Below are 17,057 nucleotides of genomic sequence, written 5' to 3'. Positions count from 1 at the left end.
TGTGTTGAAGCGCTTTTCATTTCCCGTACCCGACTGCGGAGCCTCACCTCCTCAATTTCATTTCGGTCGATTGTCGACATTTATGATGAAAAAAATGAGATTATGTGGGATTCACATATTTCTCGATGCGGGTAAACACGTCTTTGTTATGCTTGGCGAGCAGCTGGCTTGCCTCCTGGAGACTTCCGTCCTTCAACAGCTGCACGATGCGCTTGTGCTCTTCCAACGACTTTTTGATGTTTTGCTCCTCTAAAAAAGAAACGGTTTGATACGAACGAAGCGGCGTGCCCAAGCGTTCGTACATACTTTTGATGACATCGCTCTCGCTCGCCAAAATCATTTGGAAGTGAAAGTCGTAATTGAGCGCAGCGTATTCCTTCACGTCGTGGCTGGCTCGCTCCATCTTGCCGATGATCGTCTCCATCCGCCCAGTCAGCTTGCTGCGGTCTTTTTCAAACAGGCGCTGCAGGGCAAGCTCTTCCAAAAAATTGCGGATTTCCAGCAAATCGCGGATTTCCGCTGGCGTGTAGCCTTTGACGACCGTTCCTTTGCGCGGTATTTTTTGCACAAAGCCTTCCAGTGTCAATAAATAAAAGGCTTCGCGAATCGGAGCTCTGCTGGTGCCGAATTCTTCTGCGTATTTGGCTTCGACTAATTTTTCACCCGATTTGATTTTTCCGAGGACGAGGTCTTCGACGATCCGTTCCTTGATCAGATTGGACAGGGCGTTATTGATGATCTTGTCTGATTTCATGCGCTGCTCCTCGCTCGCTTAATTGGCAAATTGTCGACAATTCAGATAATAACAAACGATTCTGACAACTGTAAATGATAAATTTTCGACTTTTCTCTCTTTTCCTCGCAAAAAAAATCACCCTTCACCATCGGTGAGAGTGATTTTTCCAAACCATACGGGACACGTACGTTTTCTTATTACTACGCTTCTTCCTCTCTGTAAAAGCATTGCTCCTCCGCATATCTCCCCCAATGCGGGCGTCTGCCGTCATAATCGGTGAAGCCGTACTCGTCAGACAAGCCCCAGGTGCTGAGCGCTTTGCCAGATTGGCGAGCCACATCCAGGTCGGCAGCGAGCGCCGCTACGGCGCGACCGATATAAGCGGGCGTTTCGGATTGAAGAAAATTCGGGTCGATTTTGGCTGCATCCCGCCAGTTTTCTTCCGTGACGCCGAAATGGTCGAGCATTTCCTCGGAGCGTAAGAACCCTGGTGTCAGCGACAGCGCCGTGATATTGTGCGGGCGCAGCTCAGCGGCCATTGCCTTCGCTAGATGAATCACCGAAATTTTAGCCAGACTGTAGTACAGATTGCCTCGGTAACGGTAATCTGTGCCGTCTGTAATCTCGATGATTAGCCCACGCTTTTTGGCGACCATAAGCGGCACGCCGTAATGACTAGTGATGAGGTGGGAATGAATGCCCCGCGTCTGCATCAAGAGTCCGTTGGGAAGCGATTGCTCCCAGAACGGTTTGCCCCACTCGGACAGCTGCTCCCCGCCCCACACGTCATTGACCAGAATGTCGAGCTGTCCGTCTTGTTCCGCGTTCACCCGTGCGAAAAGTTCACGCACTTCCTCTTCCCGCGTGTGGTCCACACGCACTGCGATACCGGTTCCTCCCGCTTCCCTGACCATTTCTGCCGTCTCCTCAATCGTTTCGCTTCGCTGCAAATCAGACTGGCTGCCGCGCACGCTGCGTCCTGTCACATACACGGTCGCCCCGGCTTCGCCCAGCGCGACGGCAATGCCCCGGCCTGCGCCACGGGTTCCACCGGCCACCACTGCAATTTTTCCTGCCAAAGGTTTTGTCATGAGAAAATGCCTCCCGTTTTTTTCGTACAGATAAGTGCAACCGCGGCCTCGCCAAAAAGCTTGGCGTAGCCATGTTTTCTAAGCATGAATGCAGTGTACGGGATCATATATGACAAGTGCTGTCATAATAAAAATGGTAAAGTACAAATAGTTTGTACGTGATGAAAATGAACATAACAGGGATGGAGGGCTTTTGGGTGAAAGCGGAGAGGTTGTTGAGCATTTTATTGCTGCTGCAAAATCATGGACGCTTGTCCTCACGCCAGCTGGCAGAGCGGCTGGAAGTGTCGGAGCGGACCGTTCATCGGGATATGGAGGCGCTCAGTGCTGCTGGCATTCCCATCTATGCCGAACGTGGATCGGCAGGGGGCTGGTGTCTAGCGGAAGGGTTTCGGACGAATTTGACAGGCATGACAGGGGAAGAGATACGCGCCCTCCATCTGGCCGCTCCGCTCGCACAGCTCGGCGACTTGGGCATGCGCGGGGCTTTTGATGCAGCGTTCCAAAAGCTGGTGGCCGCCTCACCGACAGCTGTGCGTCGCGATGCCGAGCACGTGCGGGAACGCCTCCATATCGACGGTGCGGGCTGGCATCAATCGGATGAGGAGGTGCCATTGCTCACGATCATCCAGGATGCGGTCTGGGCAGGACGAAAGCTCGCTATGACGTATCAGCGCGAGGATGCGCTGGTGGACCGGGTCGTCGAGCCGCTGGGGCTCGTGGCCAAGCGCAGCGTCTGGTACTTGGTCGCACAGGTGGAGGGGGACATACGCACGTACCGGATTTCACGTCTCATGCATGCGCAGCAGTTGGACGAAACGTTTATACGGCCGGCGGATTTCGACCTCGCTTCCTTTTGGGACACCTCTACAGCACAGTTCAAGGCGAATCTGCCTGCCTATCCGGCTGCCGTGCGTTTCCACGAGAAGCTGCTTCCCCGCCTTCAGCAGGAACGGTACATCAAGCTAATTCATACCGCTCCTGCAGAAAATGGCTGGCTGCTTGCACAAGTCCAGTTCCATACGCTGGAATCGGCCTGTGAGCTAGCGCTCGGCTACGGGGCACAAATGGAGATCATCGAGCCACTTGAGCTGAGACAGCGGATGATTGCGGAGATCGCGTCCCTCCATACGCTGTATGCAAGCGAACCCTCCTAAAATGCCGCCAGCTCCTCGCGCCCATCCAGTCCCAGTTCCCTGTGAAGCGTGCGGATCGCCGTCTCCGCCTTGTTCCCCCGGATAGCGAATGACAGCCTTCGCTCGCTTTGATGGACCCAGCGGATCGGAATATGCAGCAGCTTCATTCGGCCCATGATCTCCTTCAGCACCTTGGCGGCCGAATGACGAGATACGCCTACGACGGAGACCATCGTGAAGCCGCCCTCTTCCTCAAGCTCGCGGTAGCCGAGCTGCTCTCGATTTTCCCGCAGCAGCGCAGCCACTTTTTGCAGCTGGTTTTTTGCAAGTGGAAATGACAAAAATGAAGAACCGTGCACAAACGCGCTTACCGGGATCCCAGCATCCTGAAGCAGTGAGGACAGAACGGGCGTCCGGCTGCGGATACCCTCGCCTTTTAGCGTCACGATGGCGACGTGCTCCCCATGGGCGATTCCTGTGATGCCAGGTGCTGGCACGTCTCTGCCCACATTCGTGCCCTCCTCATTTGAGAAACTGGATCGGACGACCACATGAACGCCATGCGATCGTGCCGTTTCCACTGAGCGCGGATGGAGGACCCCTGCGCCGAGCTCTGCGAGGTCCAGCATATCCTGATACGAAATCGCCGACAGCTTTTGCGCAGTTGGTACCAGGCGCGGGTCAGCGGTAAATACTCCGGCCACATCCGTATATATCTCGCAAAGCTGTGCACCCAGGCTTGCTGCAAGCGCAACCGCGCTCGTATCTGAACCGCCTCGTCCCAATGTCGTGATCGCGCCCTGCTCATCCATCCCTTGAAAGCCTGCGATAATGACGATTTTCCCCTGTGCCAAATGCCTTCGAATCCGCTGTGTCTCGATTTGCTTGATCCGCGCTTCGCCATGTACGGAATCGGTCACAATCCCCGCCTGCCAGCCAGTGAGCGGAATCGCTTCGCAGCCTTCCTGTTGCAGTGCCATGGCCAGCAATGCGATCGATACCTGCTCCCCCGTGCTGACCAGCATGTCCATATCCCGTTCGTCGGGGTGTTCGGAAATCTCTTTTGCTAGTTGGACCAACGCATCCGTCGTTTTGCCCATGGCAGACAGAACGACGACTAGCTGATGGCCTGCCTCCCTGCTTTCCTTCACCCGCTTCGCCACCTCGCGAATCCGATCAACCGTGCCTACAGAAGTTCCGCCGAATTTTTGCACAATGAGAGCCATCCTATTCCTCCTTTTTCATCATGTGGTGGAAAAAACGCGAATAAAAAATCGACGCACCGCTACCGAACAGAGGGCTGACCCTGACGGAAAGCAGATGCGTCGACTGTCCCCCTCGCAAAGGGGGCGGAAATCTTGACATAGCTTGATACATGCAAAAACTTGGTTCGTTCCGACAAATCTGCTTTAGCCGACGAGGTTAGCTGACGGGTAGGATGGCAGAGAGCATCCCTTCTGCTTGCACAGAATTAACCCCAAAAGTTGGTTCCCCCGCTTCCGTCCTGGACGGAACTAGGCTCTTATTGATTTGTTTGCCCGCAAGCGGGTAAAACTTGTTTTGTATGGTACCATACCGGCACGATGGGCACACCCTCCGTAAGATGCGCTATTTTCCAGTCTCGGGCCCTCTCCACCTATTTACTGGAATTTTCGCCCGCATTCCAAAAATACCGCCCGTTTCCTGATCCTTTTAACGTGGGTGAAAAATTCAGCTGCATCCGCTTCCCCCCACCTGCGTCACCGCATGCGAAGACACTTCAATAGCGCGCGTGGCTGCTACAATTGGGTCACCTGTTTTGCTGTATGCGGCGAGAAAGCTGCCTGCAAAAGAATCACCTGCGCCTGTCGTGTCCACCACATTCACCTTGGGAGCAGGAAGTCTGACAACCGTATCTCCGTCTAGCAAGATGCACCCGTCTTTTCCTAGCTTCAATATGGGTATCGGGACATGACGATGCAGCTCGCGCAAAATCGCTTCGGGCTCTTCCTGTCCGGTGAGCAGTGCACCTTCCTCGTAATTCGGGAACAGGAAGGTCACACCGGGAAGCTGCTGCAAAAACAGCTCCTTTAACTCCCGCAAATGAAAGGTCGAGCTAGGATCGAGCGCGATCGGGACGTTGTGCGCAAGCGCCGCAGCTTTGGCATGAAGCGCCGTTCGCCTGAGCTGCTCGTCGAACAGGCTGTAGCCGGACAAATACAAGAGCCTGCTGCGACCGATTCCGGCGACATCGACATCCTCGGGACTAAGCCGCATATTGACGCGGCGATCCGGGATCATCGACCGCTCGCCCGTCTCGCGATCGATCAAAATGACATTGCGCCCTGTCTCCTCCTGCTCATCGCGCACGAGCTCGCAGCCGATACCCGCTTTCGTCGCTTTTTCGAGCAAGTAATCGCCGAATACGTCCCGGCCGATTTTTCCGATCAGTCTTGTGTCGGCTCCTTCCCGCGCACACCAGCTGGCGACGTTGAGCGCCTGCCCGCCCGGCCGCATGTCGACCGTGCCTTCCGTGTCGGTGGCGTAGCGCGTCTGGCCTTTTCGCACCAGGATCTCTACTAGCAAATCACCGACGACGGTAATCATCGCGCGTGGAACGCCACCGCGATTTTCGCCGCGACGGTGGCATTGTTTTTCATCAAGGCGATGTTGGAGGCAAGGCTCGTGCCCCCTGTGCTTTCCTTGATTTTGGACAGGAGGAACGGTGTGACCGGCTTGCCTGCGATTCCGGCTGCCTCAGCCTCTTTCAGCGCTGTGTTGATCGTCGCCTCCATCTTTTCACGGTCCAGCTCATGCTCCGCCGGGATCGGCACCGCCACCGCTACCGCATGCGTAAGCCCAAGCTGCTCCTTTGTCCGCAGCATCGCAACCAGCCCTTCCTCGTCGACCGATTCGATCGGCTGGCCGGAATCGCGCACATAAAAGCCGGGGTAGCGATCCGTCTCGAAGCCGTAGACCGGGACGCCGGAAGTCTCCAAATATTCCAACGTTTTCGGGATGTCCAAAATCGACTTCACCCCGGAGGAGAAGACACATACGTCATATTGTGCCAATGCCGGCAAATCTGCCGAGATATCGAACGTCTCTTCCGCGCCGCGGTGAACGCCACCCAATCCGCCTGTGGCAAAAAAGCGAATGCCTGCCTGAGCAGCCGCATAGGCCGTGGCTGCTACGGTTGTCGCGCCAATTTGGTTGGCGGACAGCACGCGGGGGATGTCGCGCACGCTTGTTTTCACGACGCCATTCGCAGTCCCAAGCCGTTCGATTTGGTCATCGTCAAGCCCGATGCAGATGCGTCCGTCCATCAGCGCGATGGTCGCTGGAACCGCTCCTAGCTCGCGGATCAGCTCGTGAACCTCCAGCTGCATTTTCACATTATCCGGATACGGCATTCCGTGCGAAACGATCGTGGATTCCAGGGCGACAACCGCCTTGCCCTCGGCCAGCGCCGATTTTACCTCATCGTGGATCTGGAAAAGATTCGTGTTCATGAATGAATTCCTCCTTCTATGAATGAGTGCAAATGGATCGGGTGAGCAGTTCTTTGTTGTCGTTTTACATTTTTGCCAACGTTGGCAAAACGATCGAAAAAAATTTAGACCGATTCTCGTTCGGCAATCGTTGGGACGAACAGGACTCGCTTGACCACGCGCTCTTCCTCTTGCAGCTGCTCCATGATCAACTCCAGCGCCAGCTTGCTCATCTCTTGCTTGGGCTGTACGAGCGAGGTCAGCGCCGGGAGCAGAAAACGCCCCATCTCCAAATCATCAACGCCTAACACGCCGATGTCGCGCCCCACTTGCAGTCCTGCTTCCTGGATCGCGCGGTAGACGCCCACGACACGCTCGTCACCGGAAACAAAAATCGCCGTGACCGACTTGGCTTCGAGCAGGCTCTGCGTCTTTTTGTACGCCGATTCGATGTTGGTTAAGCCGAATAGCACCTGGTTGTCCAGGCCTTTTTCCCGCTGGTACCTGCGGAATCCTTCCGCCCGGTCCTGATTGACGCCGGATGCTTCGCTGCCAAGAATCAGCGCGAATGCAGCATGGCCTTTTTCATGCAGGTATTTGGCTCCCATGTAGCCTGCAGCGCGGTTGTCGAGGCCGACGTAGGACGTTTGGTAGCTGCTTTTGTCCTGGCCGAGCACGACAAACGGCACGCGGTGTTCGCGCAAATATTGCACGCGCCGGTCCCCTTCATGCGGATCGAACAGGATGGCGGCATCGCACAGACCGTGCTGCACCAAATAAAAGCCATCGTTCTCATCCTCCTCGAACTGCTCCGGCGAGGAAACGGACACGACCATGCGGTAGCCTTGGGTTTTGGCCTCACGGTGCAGCTCGAGCACAACCTCGTTGTGGAAGCCGCCCAAAAAGGCATTCTTCCGTCGGTCGGCAAAGACGACGATCTGGTTCGACTTGCGGTCGCGCAAGCTGCGGGCCGCGATGTTTACCTTGAAACCCAGCTCGTCGATCACCGCTTGCACACGATCCCTCGTCTCTTTTTTTACATGTGGATCGCTGTTTAAGACGCGGGAAACCGTGCGGATGGACGTCCCGCTTTTGGCGGCTACATCTTTAATCGTAAATCGGTTCATGTTCATTCCTCAATCGTTTTATGCCAACGTTGGCAGAATCTTATTACAAGTATAGAAGGGATATTTTGCCACTGTCAAGCGTAAAGCTTGCAAACAGCGACAAAGCATCCCTTTCATTTCTTAGCTCTTAGCCAAGCAGCTCAATCGCCTCACGCAACCGCCCTTGCGTCGCCGCCAAAAGCCGCCTCGCTTCCTCCGGGCTGCTACCGGTCAGCTTGATCAAAATCGCGGTTTTCGCGTCCCCATCCGCCTGCTGAGCCAGCTCTTCCGCCTCCTCGTAGGTGACGCCGGTCACTTCCATCACGATCCGCTTTACTCGCTCGCGCAGCTTGTTGTTTGTCGCCTGCACGTTGACCATCAGGTTGCCGTACACTTTGCCCAGCTTGATCATGGTGGCGGTGGTCAGCATATTCAGCACCTGCTTGGTCGCGCTTCCCGCCTTCAAGCGCGTCGAGCCAGTCACGATCTCCGCACCCACGACCGCTTTGATCGCCAAATCGGCATGTTGGTTGATGAGACCCTGCTCCACACAAGAGAGTGCGATCGTCTTCGCACCGATTCCGCGGGCAGCGTCTAGGGCGCCAATGACATAAGGGGTTCTGCCGCTTGCAGCGATCCCCACAACGACATCATGTGCGGTAACCCCGCAGTCATGCACATCGCGCCACCCCAGCTGCTCATCGTCCTCTGCCCCCTCGATCGCCCGCATGATCGCAGCTGCTCCGCCCGCAATGATGCCTCGCACCAGCTCCGGCGGGGTGCCGAACGTGGGCGGACATTCGGCCGCATCCAAAATGCCCAGCCGGCCGCTCGTCCCTGCGCCGAAATAAAAGAGTCGCCCGCCCGCTTCTACGGCTGCAATCACGCATGCGACGGCGGCTGCCACTTGCTCCAGTGCCCGTTCCACCGCATGCGGCACCTTCCTTTCTTCCCGATTCATCAATTGGAGGATTTGCATGATCGATAGCGTATCCAGCTGCCGTGTCTGCTCATTGCGTGATTCTGTCGACAAGTCTTCCAGTCTATCATCCATCCCACAGTCCTCCTCTAAGCTCCTCCCCCTGAAGAGGATCGTTTCGTCCGGTTTACCGCAAGCCGTGATTTTTCCAGCGCGGGAATGACTGATTCGGGGCTGCGGCTGATCGTCGTAATGAACAGGATGTCGATCACATTCAATTGCGCGATCCGCGATGCCATCGCGCCGCTGCGAATGCTTTGCTCGACCGAGCTGGTGAACAGCTTGATGTCGGCCAGCTCCGCCACGGGCGATGGGCCGAATTTGGTCAAAGTGATGATCGTTGCTCCCTGCCGTTTCGCCTCGCCGAGTGATTGAATGATGTCCTCGGTTTGTCCCGAATGGGAGATGCCGAAAACGACATCCTGACCTGTCAAGCCGGTGGCTGACGTTAGCTGGCTGTGAAAATCGGCGTGCGCCTCGCACCACATGTTAACCCGCGAAAATTTTTGCTTCACATCTGCCGCGATGACGGCTGACGCCCCGACGCCGTATACGTCGATCTTGCGTGCCGCAAGCAGCGCATCTGCCGCCCGCTTCACCTCGTCGCGCGAGAGGACGGACAGCGTATCCTGAATCGATTGCGTGTTATTCCAGCTGACCGCCTGCATGATCGTCTCCACCGGGCCGTCGATCATGATCTCCTGATAGCTACCTGCAGCCGTCGTTTTGTTCAGATCACCTGTGATACGCAGCTTCAGCTCCTGAAACCCTTTCATGTTGAGGGAGCGCGCCAGTCTGACCAGCGTCGCTTCCGATACGCCGCTCCGTTCGGCGGCACGCTGCACCGACAGCTCCACCACCTCTTCGGGGTGAGCCAATATATATTCCGCCGCTTTACGCTCCGACGGCTTCAATTCATCCAAAATCGCCTGTAAGCCTACGAGACCACCATTAAACATGCCGACACCGCTTTCTTCATGATTTGCCTGTATGATTGCTTGTTCATTGCAAACGCATACAATCCTTCACTCCTCTTATTCCACTCATCTCTTACATTCCCTTGAACGCTTCGCAGCAAACCCGTCCCATTCACTTGACGGCGCCGGCGGTCAGTCCTTCCATGAATTGCTTGGAGGCTACCAGAAACACTGCGATCATGGGCAGCGAGGACAGCGTCAGGCCAGCAAAAATCATACTCCAATCCGCCTCGTACTCCCCGAACAGACCGAGCATCCCGATCGGAATCGTCTTCGCGGCCTCATCCTGGATAAAAATGAGTGGGAAAAAGAAATCGTTCCACGCGGAAATGAAGTTGATGATCATCACCGTTCCCAGTGCCGGGCGAATCAACGGCAGCAAGATGCGCCAAAACACCTGAAAATGGTTGCAGCCATCCATGCGCGCCGCCTCTTCGAGCTCGATCGGCAGCGTACGAAAAAAGCCCGTCAGGATGAAGACGGAAATCGGGATGCCGCTCGCCGTATAGATGAGGATCAGCGACCAGAGCGAGTTGGTCAGCCCGATGTTTTTCATCAGGATGAACAGCGGCACGATGCCCAGCTTCAGCGGAATCATCAGGCCGATGAGGAAAAAGAAGTAGAGAAAACCGCTCCAGGCAAAGGAAAAGCGGGCCAAATAAAACGCAGCGAGTGAGGAAAACAGGAGAATCAATGCAACCGTGACCACGCTGACGAACACGCTGTTCCAAATGTAGTCTTGAAACGGAACCAGCTCCCACAGCTTTCGGTACGGTTCCAGGCTGAACACTTCCGGCAGCGACAAGGGGCTGGTGAAAATTTCAGCCGTCGACTTAAAGGATGACAGAACCATCAATACGATCGGGTACGCCATCACCAGCACGAACAAGTAGGCGATCAAGTAAAAAACCGAACGGGTGCCGATGCCAGTTTTCATCCGCTCCCCCCTTCCTCAATGCTGCACCTCTTTTCTCCGCATCACATACAGAAAGACGGCGGAAACCGATGCGACGATGAAAAAAATCACCACCGCCAGAGCTGAACCCAATCCGATGGAAACTGTATCGCCGCCACCCGAGCTACCGAATGCCAGCCGGTAAAAATAGACCGACATCGTATCTGTAGAATAAAACGGTTCGCCCATCGAGCCTTGCATCGCGTACACCAGCTCAAACGCTTCAAACGACTGGATAAACGTGAGCACCGTCATGATCGTGATCGCTGGTATGCACATCGGCACGATGATTTTGCGTATCAGCGTATGTCCGCTCGCACCGTCGATCCGGGCTGCCTCGACGACCTCTTCCGGGATGGCCTGCAGTCCGGCGAGAAAGATCAATACGGCGAATCCAAGGCCGAACCAGCAGTTGACCAAAATAATCGCCACCAAAGCGGTGTCCGGGTCGCCCAACCACGGCTTTGCCCATTGCTCCAGCCCCAGCTTCGCCAAAATCGTATTGAGCGCACCATAATTGGGATTGAGGATGAGCTTCCATAGAAACCCGACGACTATCACCGATAGCAGGCGGGGGAAGAAATACACCGTTTTGAGAAAGCCTGCGCCACGCACTTTGCGGTACAGAATGAACGCCAGCAAAAAGGCGAGGCCGTTTTGCACGACCATCTCAACTGCAAAATAGACCAGATTGTGCCGAAACGCGTTCCAAAACATCGAGTTGTACGGCTCGATCCCAAATAGCTTGATGAAATTGACCAAGCCGATAAAAGCTCCCTGTGTTAGCCCCTTCCACTCGTACAAGCTGTAGCGAAATGCAGAAAAGATCGGATAGATTACGAACAACACATATACCAGCAGGGCGGGCAGCGGGAACAGATGGATGAGCCACCTGCCCTTTCGTTTGGCATGCTGTGCTGCGGGTACAGGCATGCAGCGGTTCACCACCTTTCAGAAGCAAAAGCAGGGGAACGGAGGCACATGTGCCTATTTGCTCGGTTTAAACCAGGCTTCCAGCGATTTTTGCAGGTCGTCGGCTACCTGCTCCGGCGTCATTTTGTCCAAATACATGCCTTGCAGATCGTTCTCCATCACTTTTTTCGTCGATGGGTCGCCGCCGCTGAAGTGGACCAGGGCTGCATACGGTGTCGAAATCGTATCCGACAGCTGCGCCATCTTGCTGACGAGTGGATCGTCGACCTTCACGCCGGGAATCGCGCTGATCCGCTTGAACGTATTAGCGAACAGCTCACCGAATGTCGGGGTTGCCATGAACTCCATGAACTTGAGCGCTTCCGCCTTGTGCGGCGATTTTGCATTGACCGCATAAGAACCATCCACCCATGTCGTGATCACCTGCTTGCCGTCATCGGTCGGCATCGGGAAGAAATCGATCTGCAGATTCGGATTCATCTTCTGAATGACTTCCAGTTCAAAGCTTCCGTTGATAAACATCGCCGCTTTTTCCGTCGCGAACATCGCCCGGATGTCATTCAGATCCAGCCCGACGAAATGATCAGGGAAATACGGGGTCAAATCTTTCATCCGTTGGATCGACGCCTTGTATTCCGGACTCGTCATGCTGGCATCGCCCTTCAGCATCTTTTCCACAAACGCGTTGCCGTTATAGGTGCCAGGTGCGATAACCCCGTGGGAAAGCGAAAGCAGCCAGCTCTCTTTGGCCCCGAAAGCGAAAGGGGTAATATTTTTTGCTTTCAACGCTTTTGCCAAGGCGATCAGCTCATCCCACGACTTCGGCTCCGATAGCCCGTTATCGGTGAAAATTTTCTTGTTGTAGTAGATTTGCGTGGAGTTGAGCGAGAGCGGAACACCATACACCTTGCCGTCCTTGCCGCGTGCCGAGTCGAGCGCTTCTTTCGGAATCGCATCGAGTCCCTTCACACCGTCCAGTGGCTCCAGAAAGCCCCCATCGGCGATTGCAATCCCGGTCGCATAGGGACGAAGCTGAATGATGTCAGCCGCGCTGTTGCTTTGCAGCGCCGTATTGAGGATCGTGTTATACTCCGTCGCCTTCTGCGGCTTGAAGCTGATCTTGATCCCCGGATTTTGTGCCTCGAATGCCGCGATGATCTTCTTGTAGCCCTCCACATCCTCGACGCGCCAGCTCGTCATCGTGAGGTTGACCTCTTTGCTCTCTGCCGCCCCGTCTCCTTTAGCTGGCTCTGTCGTTGCGGTACCTCCTCCTCCTCCGCCACCGCTGCACGCCGCCAGTCCGAGCGATAGCGCCATCACGGTCGCCAGAAAACCGCTGCTTGCTTTTTTCATGATTTACGCCCCCTTTGTTCATGGATGCATGGCTCTTCCCCCGGGAAAGCTGGCTCAAAAGCGGCCACTTGCCCAAGTTATTCGAGACAGAAAATTCGGATCATTACCAACGCGGAAAGGTTGGTTTCATTTCATAAGAGATCTATATGATATGAAACAATATTTCAAGAACGTATTTTCAAGAAAAAAAGAGCCACCGGCCTTGCTCCGGTAGCTCCTTGTTCTGAATTTGTTACTATTGTTCCAACACTTTCCCAAGCTCGCCGCACCAATTACTCCAGCCATACTTAGCTCCACCCAGTGCTTGCTCGTTTGAGATTCCGGTTTGGTCGAGATGAAGGTTAACCTTTCCTTCCTCTAATTCCTGCAGCGTCCAGGTGACTGTGTGCTTCTCTCCACCACTCGACCAGGTGTAGGACAACCGGTTTGGTGCTTCCACGATAAGCACTTCGCCGGCAACAATTCCATCCCAATATTCGGTCGGCTGAGTCCGGAACTGAAAATGGTGCCCTACGACTGGTTTAAAATCATTTTCCATCGCCTGACCGGTGTGGATATTGACCATCCACTTGGAAAGCTTGTTTGAATCGGTTAAAGCGGTCCAAAGCTTCTCAATCGATGTTTTGTACTGAAAATCCAAAGATAATGTTAAACTCATTCTTCTTCTTCCTCCTCTAATAGTAGTTGGTTCAAGCGCAACATATTCGCACTCCAAAACTTACTGTAGAAACCCAACCAATCTTGAATTTCTCGTAGTGGTGAGGCGTTTAGCCTAAATCGCGTTTCTCTGCCGACTTTTCGGTCTAGCACCAGTCCGGCCTCTTTCAGGATTGTCAAATGCTTGGATACCGCTGTACGACCCATTTGAAACTGTGCCGTCAATTCATGAAGCGGTATCTCCTCTGCCTCTGCTAACAGACGAATCAGTCGGCGTCTAGTTGGATCTGCAATCGCGTCAAACACGTCCCGTAAAGGGGTATTCTCACTCACAACACTCCCTCCAAAAAATTATTTTCTGTAGTAAAAATCTATGGTGGTACGAAGGGACAGCCGTTACTTTCACCACCTCCTTACAATTTGCGGCTCATCGGACGTAGCGCCCACGAGACGATATTTAGTACCGCATAGAAAAGCGGAAGGATAATAGAAAACCCGAAATCGTTAGCAAACGCGTGAGATAAAGCAGCACCAGTCATTACAAAGAAAATACCAGCGTGAACCCATTCTTTGAGCCGAGGAAAACCTGGCACGACGAGTGCGATGGCTCCAAGCACTTTCCAAATCCCGAGAATGGTCAAAATGTATAATGGGTAGCCAAGCTTCGTTACGAGCTCAATGTTTCCCCCGAATTGCATCAGTTGTCCGATTCCACTTAACATAACAGATGCTGCGAGCAGTAAGGTGACTGTCCAATAAGCAATCTTTTTTCCTCGGGACTGGATTTCTACTTTTCCGTTTGTTTCCACACCAATCATCTTGCTCATTTGTATCCTCCTCATAAATTGTTTCAGAAGAATCGTATTCAGGTTCCAATCTTTCCAAATGGCTAATTCTTAATCGGACACCATTTGGTGTCATATTGATAATATGACACCATTTGGTGTCATATTGATAATATGACACCATTTAGTGTCCTGTCAACTGCATTTTACGCACGACATAAAAACATGCGAAAAAAGCCTCGGCCTGTTAATGCCGAAGCTTTGATATCGCCTCAAAATATTCCACAACAACCTCACGGAATTCCAGAGCAGCCCGCGAAATGTACCTACTCTTGTGCCATAGTAGAGCGATTTCCCGTACAAATTCGTGATTCTCTACTTGGAGATAATGAATATCTCCCCGTGAATTCCTTGCAGTGCTTGGTATGAAGGCTATGCCAAGTTCGGCTTCCACAAGAGAGCTCAGCCTTGCAGGTTCGTCTCCCTCATACACATACTTTGGTACGAATCCAACCGAATGGCATACAGCGTCTACGAAATCGCGAATCCCGTAGCCCTTTTTTACACCAACAAACCATTCATCCTTTAGTTCGATCAAGGATACGCTGCTTCGGTTTGCCAGCCGATGCCCCTTTGGAACGGCTATAAGTATAGGGTCAATGAACACGATTTGACATTCAATGTCATCCTCTTCAATAGGAGGTGAAGATAAACAGAAATCGACCTCTCCTCGATGAAGAAGTGTAACCATTTCTTGCATACTCAGCATTTGCACATGGTATTGGACATAAGGTCGCTTTTTCCGAAACTCTCGAAGGATATTCGGCAACGCACTTGCGGTGGTTACCGCCAATTCGAGTGTGCCTTGCTCCGCGCTGGTCATATCGCGAATCTCCTGCTTCCCCTGCTCCAATTCAAACAAAGCTCTTTCCGCGCGGCGAAGGAATCTGCTTCCAAACTCATTTAGTCGCAGCTTTCTACCAGACCGATCGAATAGAGGAACCCCTAGATCCTCCTCCAAGCGTTGAATCGTTTTGCTTAATGACGATTGCGTTACATGCAGCGATCGGGCAGCTTCGGTCACATGTTCCAAGCGGGCTACAGCTAAAAAGTATTGCAGCTGAAGAAGTTCCATTTCACACTCTCCATTCATTCCTTCTAGTCAATATATTTATAACTTAAAATGCGTTGGAGTAAATAGTAAATTTCAAATAAGCTATCATCAACACACGTTAGGGGGAGCTCAAAAATGAATACTCGCAGCAGGTGGTTGATGATAGCCGTTGGACTGGGGATATTATTGAACCCATTAAATTCTTCGATGATTTCTGTCGCTATCGCAAGGCTACAACATGTGTACCGCCTTGATTTTACTGTTGTTTCCTGGATTATTTTTTCTTTCTACATTGCAAGCGCCATCGCTCAACCTGTTATGGGAAAGGCCAGTGATTTATTCGGACCTAGGAAAATATTTTTAACGGGGCTTGTTGTATCCTTTGTTTCATCTTTACTCGCTCCACTATCACCAAATTTTGGGTGGCTTATCGTGTCCCGCATTGTGCAATCCATCGGAACAAGTATGTTGGTGGCAGTCGGAATGGCGATTGTACGAATTCATATTACGGAGAAACGAGCGACTGCTTTGTCTATTTTGTCGATTTTTTTATCCGGAGCGGCAGCCATTGGACCTTTTGCTGGCGGGGTCTTGATTCAGTGGTGGGACTGGCAAGCGATCTTTATCGTCAATATTCCGTTCGTGGTGGCGAGCTTTCTATTAGCATGGAGGATGATTCCAAAGGGCGAACCGGCAGGATCTGTTGTTCAGGGCATGTCCATTCGTAAATGGTGGGATGTGATCGATGGGTCGGGTATCCTACTCTTCACAGTGGGTCTGGTTGCTCTGCTTGTTGGTTTACTGTCAGCAAAATCGTCCGGGCATGTCTCATGGTGGCATATCATTGTCGGGTTGATCGGACTTGGGACGCTGGGGGCTTTCGTTCGACACGAGTTAAAAACAATGTCACCGTTTATTCCTTTGCGTACATTCGCCAAGTATCCTGCCATGACTTGGGTCAACGTCCAATTCATGCTCGTTAACCTACTATTTTATGCGCTCTTTTTCGGGCTTCCGTCTTATTTGCAAATGGTACGTCATGTAAGCGAGCTCCATACAGGGATTCTTATGCTCACCTTAGGCTTGAGCTCGCTCATCGCTTCTCCACTGGCAGGAAAATGGATCGATAAATCAGGCCCACGCCCCGCATTGGTGACATCTGCAATACTCATGACATTGGGTTCCGTGTGGCTCGTAACATTGGATCCAGCTTCACCGGTAATCAGCGTGACCTTTGCGTTAGCTGCATTCGGCATAAGCAACGGGCTCAACGCTGTTGGTATGCAGGCGGCTTTGTTTAAAAGCTCTCCAAAAGAAATGACCGGTGTTGCCTCCGGACTCTTCAATACATCGAGATATTTGGGGACCATTTTATCTTCATTGTTGACCGGAATCATTATGGGAGGTACGTTCAGTTTCGCTGGATTTCGACTGCTGGGGATTTTCCTCACTGTCATTGCAGTTGCCCTGGTTTTTATGAATCTGCGGCTTCGGGATTCAGAACCATTGAAAGAGTCCAATGTAAGCAAGGTGTCATGACAGCACGTTCAGGGGTCAAGCACGAATCACCGCAAATCATCTAGGTGAAAAAGTTCTGGACAGCCTCGCATCGGTCGATCACGATCGAGCATATGACCGCGGTACTGAAGTAATCTCGCGTTCACCAAAAAAGCCACAGCGCGAACGACATCGTTCGCTGTGGCTTTTTGAGCACATTCGCCAGCAAGCGGATTGAGGGAACAGCTCTGTTTTTTCGCTCGGGTGA

General features: G+C 53.1%; 17 protein-coding genes and 1 riboswitch. Of the genes, 2 read left to right on the top strand and 15 right to left on the bottom strand.

Annotated features, from left to right (window positions below):
• Positions 1-100: 100 nt before the first annotated feature.
• Together EDM56_RS14665 and EDM56_RS14660 are read right to left on the bottom strand one after the other, a co-directional pair.
• On the bottom strand, positions 101-754 hold the full coding sequence (locus EDM56_RS14665; RefSeq protein WP_122918649.1) for a GntR family transcriptional regulator: 654 nt from the start codon (positions 752-754) through the stop codon (positions 101-103).
• Between the two features lie 182 nt (positions 755-936).
• On the bottom strand, positions 937-1,827 hold the full coding sequence (locus tag EDM56_RS14660) for an SDR family oxidoreductase (protein ID WP_122918648.1): 891 nt from the start codon (positions 1,825-1,827) through the stop codon (positions 937-939).
• Positions 1,828-2,024: 197 nt separating this feature from the next.
• On the opposite strand from EDM56_RS14660, the gene EDM56_RS14655 reads away from it, so the two are divergent.
• Positions 2,025-2,984 (top strand): helix-turn-helix transcriptional regulator, encoded by a 960-nt coding sequence (locus EDM56_RS14655; protein WP_122918647.1) that lies wholly within the window; start codon positions 2,025-2,027, stop codon positions 2,982-2,984.
• Here the strand turns inward: EDM56_RS14655 and EDM56_RS14650 are convergent.
• From EDM56_RS14650 to EDM56_RS14590, 13 genes are all read right to left on the bottom strand, one after another.
• Complete coding sequence (locus tag EDM56_RS14650; protein WP_122918646.1) at positions 2,981-4,189, bottom strand: aspartate kinase; 1,209 nt, start codon at positions 4,187-4,189, stop codon at positions 2,981-2,983. The genes EDM56_RS14655 and EDM56_RS14650 overlap by 4 nt on opposite strands.
• 174 nt (positions 4,190-4,363) lie before the next feature.
• Positions 4,364-4,494, bottom strand: a riboswitch (cyclic di-AMP (ydaO/yuaA leader).
• A 179-nt stretch (positions 4,495-4,673) separates the two neighbouring features.
• On the bottom strand, positions 4,674-5,549 hold the full coding sequence (locus tag EDM56_RS14645) for a carbohydrate kinase family protein (protein ID WP_122918645.1): 876 nt from the start codon (positions 5,547-5,549) through the stop codon (positions 4,674-4,676).
• Positions 5,546-6,454 carry a pseudouridine-5'-phosphate glycosidase gene (locus EDM56_RS14640; protein ID WP_122918644.1) on the bottom strand — a complete coding sequence of 303 codons (909 nt, stop codon included), beginning with the start codon at positions 6,452-6,454 and terminating at the stop codon, positions 5,546-5,548. Before EDM56_RS14640 ends, EDM56_RS14645 begins: the two co-directional genes overlap by 4 nt.
• 104 nt (positions 6,455-6,558) lie before the next feature.
• A complete protein-coding gene (locus tag EDM56_RS14635; RefSeq protein ID WP_183192446.1) occupies positions 6,559-7,560 on the bottom strand; it encodes a LacI family DNA-binding transcriptional regulator in 1,002 nt (333 codons plus the stop codon).
• Between the two features lie 127 nt (positions 7,561-7,687).
• Positions 7,688-8,593, bottom strand: coding sequence for an N-acetylmuramic acid 6-phosphate etherase (gene murQ, locus EDM56_RS14630; RefSeq protein WP_122918642.1), 906 nt, complete (start codon positions 8,591-8,593; stop codon positions 7,688-7,690).
• A 14-nt stretch (positions 8,594-8,607) separates the two neighbouring features.
• Positions 8,608-9,477 (bottom strand): MurR/RpiR family transcriptional regulator, encoded by an 870-nt coding sequence (locus EDM56_RS14625; protein WP_122918641.1) that lies wholly within the window; start codon positions 9,475-9,477, stop codon positions 8,608-8,610.
• 130 nt (positions 9,478-9,607) lie between these two features.
• On the bottom strand, positions 9,608-10,432 hold the full coding sequence (locus EDM56_RS14620) for a carbohydrate ABC transporter permease (RefSeq protein ID WP_122918640.1): 825 nt from the start codon (positions 10,430-10,432) through the stop codon (positions 9,608-9,610).
• A gap of 15 nt (positions 10,433-10,447) precedes the next feature.
• Positions 10,448-11,383 carry a carbohydrate ABC transporter permease gene (locus EDM56_RS14615; RefSeq protein WP_122918639.1) on the bottom strand — a complete coding sequence of 312 codons (936 nt, stop codon included), beginning with the start codon at positions 11,381-11,383 and terminating at the stop codon, positions 10,448-10,450.
• A gap of 54 nt (positions 11,384-11,437) precedes the next feature.
• The gene (locus EDM56_RS14610; RefSeq protein ID WP_122918638.1) at positions 11,438-12,736 is read right to left on the bottom strand and encodes an ABC transporter substrate-binding protein; all 1,299 of its coding nucleotides are present in this window, start codon (positions 12,734-12,736) and stop codon (positions 11,438-11,440) included.
• A 235-nt stretch (positions 12,737-12,971) separates the two neighbouring features.
• Positions 12,972-13,394: an SRPBCC family protein gene (locus EDM56_RS14605; RefSeq protein WP_122918637.1), complete on the bottom strand. Its 423-nt coding sequence runs from the start codon at positions 13,392-13,394 to the stop codon at positions 12,972-12,974.
• Positions 13,391-13,726: an ArsR/SmtB family transcription factor gene (locus tag EDM56_RS14600; protein WP_122918636.1), complete on the bottom strand. Its 336-nt coding sequence runs from the start codon at positions 13,724-13,726 to the stop codon at positions 13,391-13,393. The genes EDM56_RS14605 and EDM56_RS14600 overlap by 4 nt, the downstream gene beginning before the upstream one ends.
• 80 nt (positions 13,727-13,806) lie before the next feature.
• Positions 13,807-14,220, bottom strand: coding sequence for a DoxX family protein (locus EDM56_RS14595; RefSeq protein WP_122918635.1), 414 nt, complete (start codon positions 14,218-14,220; stop codon positions 13,807-13,809).
• A gap of 205 nt (positions 14,221-14,425) precedes the next feature.
• Positions 14,426-15,313, bottom strand: a complete 888-nt coding sequence (locus tag EDM56_RS14590) for a LysR family transcriptional regulator (protein WP_122918634.1) — start codon at positions 15,311-15,313, stop codon at positions 14,426-14,428.
• 114 nt (positions 15,314-15,427) lie between these two features.
• On the opposite strand from EDM56_RS14590, the gene EDM56_RS14585 reads away from it, so the two are divergent.
• Positions 15,428-16,831, top strand: coding sequence for an MFS transporter (locus tag EDM56_RS14585; RefSeq protein ID WP_122918633.1), 1,404 nt, complete (start codon positions 15,428-15,430; stop codon positions 16,829-16,831).
• Positions 16,832-17,057: the final 226 nt, after the last annotated feature.

This window comes from Brevibacillus fluminis (genome assembly GCF_003710825.1).
GTDB lineage: Bacteria > Bacillota > Bacilli > Brevibacillales > Brevibacillaceae > Brevibacillus_D > Brevibacillus_D fluminis.
This window is presented reverse-complemented; position numbering and strand designations above follow the sequence as displayed.

Excerpts from the sequence above, each read along its gene's own strand:
- EDM56_RS14665 (WP_122918649.1), bottom strand. The coding sequence starts at position 754 with ATGAAATCAGACAAGATCATCAATAACGCCCTGTCCAATCTGATCAAG.
- EDM56_RS14660 (WP_122918648.1), bottom strand. The coding sequence starts at position 1,827 with ATGACAAAACCTTTGGCAGGAAAAATTGCAGTGGTGGCCGGTGGAACC.
- EDM56_RS14650 (WP_122918646.1), bottom strand. The coding sequence starts at position 4,189 with ATGGCTCTCATTGTGCAAAAATTCGGCGGAACTTCTGTAGGCACGGTT.
- EDM56_RS14645 (WP_122918645.1), bottom strand. The coding sequence starts at position 5,549 with ATGATTACCGTCGTCGGTGATTTGCTAGTAGAGATCCTGGTGCGAAAA.
- EDM56_RS14640 (WP_122918644.1), bottom strand. The coding sequence starts at position 6,454 with ATGAACACGAATCTTTTCCAGATCCACGATGAGGTAAAATCGGCGCTG.
- EDM56_RS14635 (WP_183192446.1), bottom strand. The coding sequence starts at position 7,560 with ATGAACCGATTTACGATTAAAGATGTAGCCGCCAAAAGCGGGACGTCC.
- murQ (WP_122918642.1), bottom strand. The coding sequence starts at position 8,593 with ATGGATGATAGACTGGAAGACTTGTCGACAGAATCACGCAATGAGCAG.
- EDM56_RS14625 (WP_122918641.1), bottom strand. The coding sequence starts at position 9,477 with ATGTTTAATGGTGGTCTCGTAGGCTTACAGGCGATTTTGGATGAATTG.
- EDM56_RS14620 (WP_122918640.1), bottom strand. The coding sequence starts at position 10,432 with ATGAAAACTGGCATCGGCACCCGTTCGGTTTTTTACTTGATCGCCTAC.
- EDM56_RS14615 (WP_122918639.1), bottom strand. The coding sequence starts at position 11,383 with ATGCCTGTACCCGCAGCACAGCATGCCAAACGAAAGGGCAGGTGGCTC.
- EDM56_RS14610 (WP_122918638.1), bottom strand. The coding sequence starts at position 12,736 with ATGAAAAAAGCAAGCAGCGGTTTTCTGGCGACCGTGATGGCGCTATCG.
- EDM56_RS14605 (WP_122918637.1), bottom strand. The coding sequence starts at position 13,394 with ATGAGTTTAACATTATCTTTGGATTTTCAGTACAAAACATCGATTGAG.
- EDM56_RS14595 (WP_122918635.1), bottom strand. The coding sequence starts at position 14,220 with ATGAGCAAGATGATTGGTGTGGAAACAAACGGAAAAGTAGAAATCCAG.
- EDM56_RS14590 (WP_122918634.1), bottom strand. The coding sequence starts at position 15,313 with ATGGAACTTCTTCAGCTGCAATACTTTTTAGCTGTAGCCCGCTTGGAA.
- EDM56_RS14585 (WP_122918633.1), top strand. The coding sequence starts at position 15,428 with ATGAATACTCGCAGCAGGTGGTTGATGATAGCCGTTGGACTGGGGATA.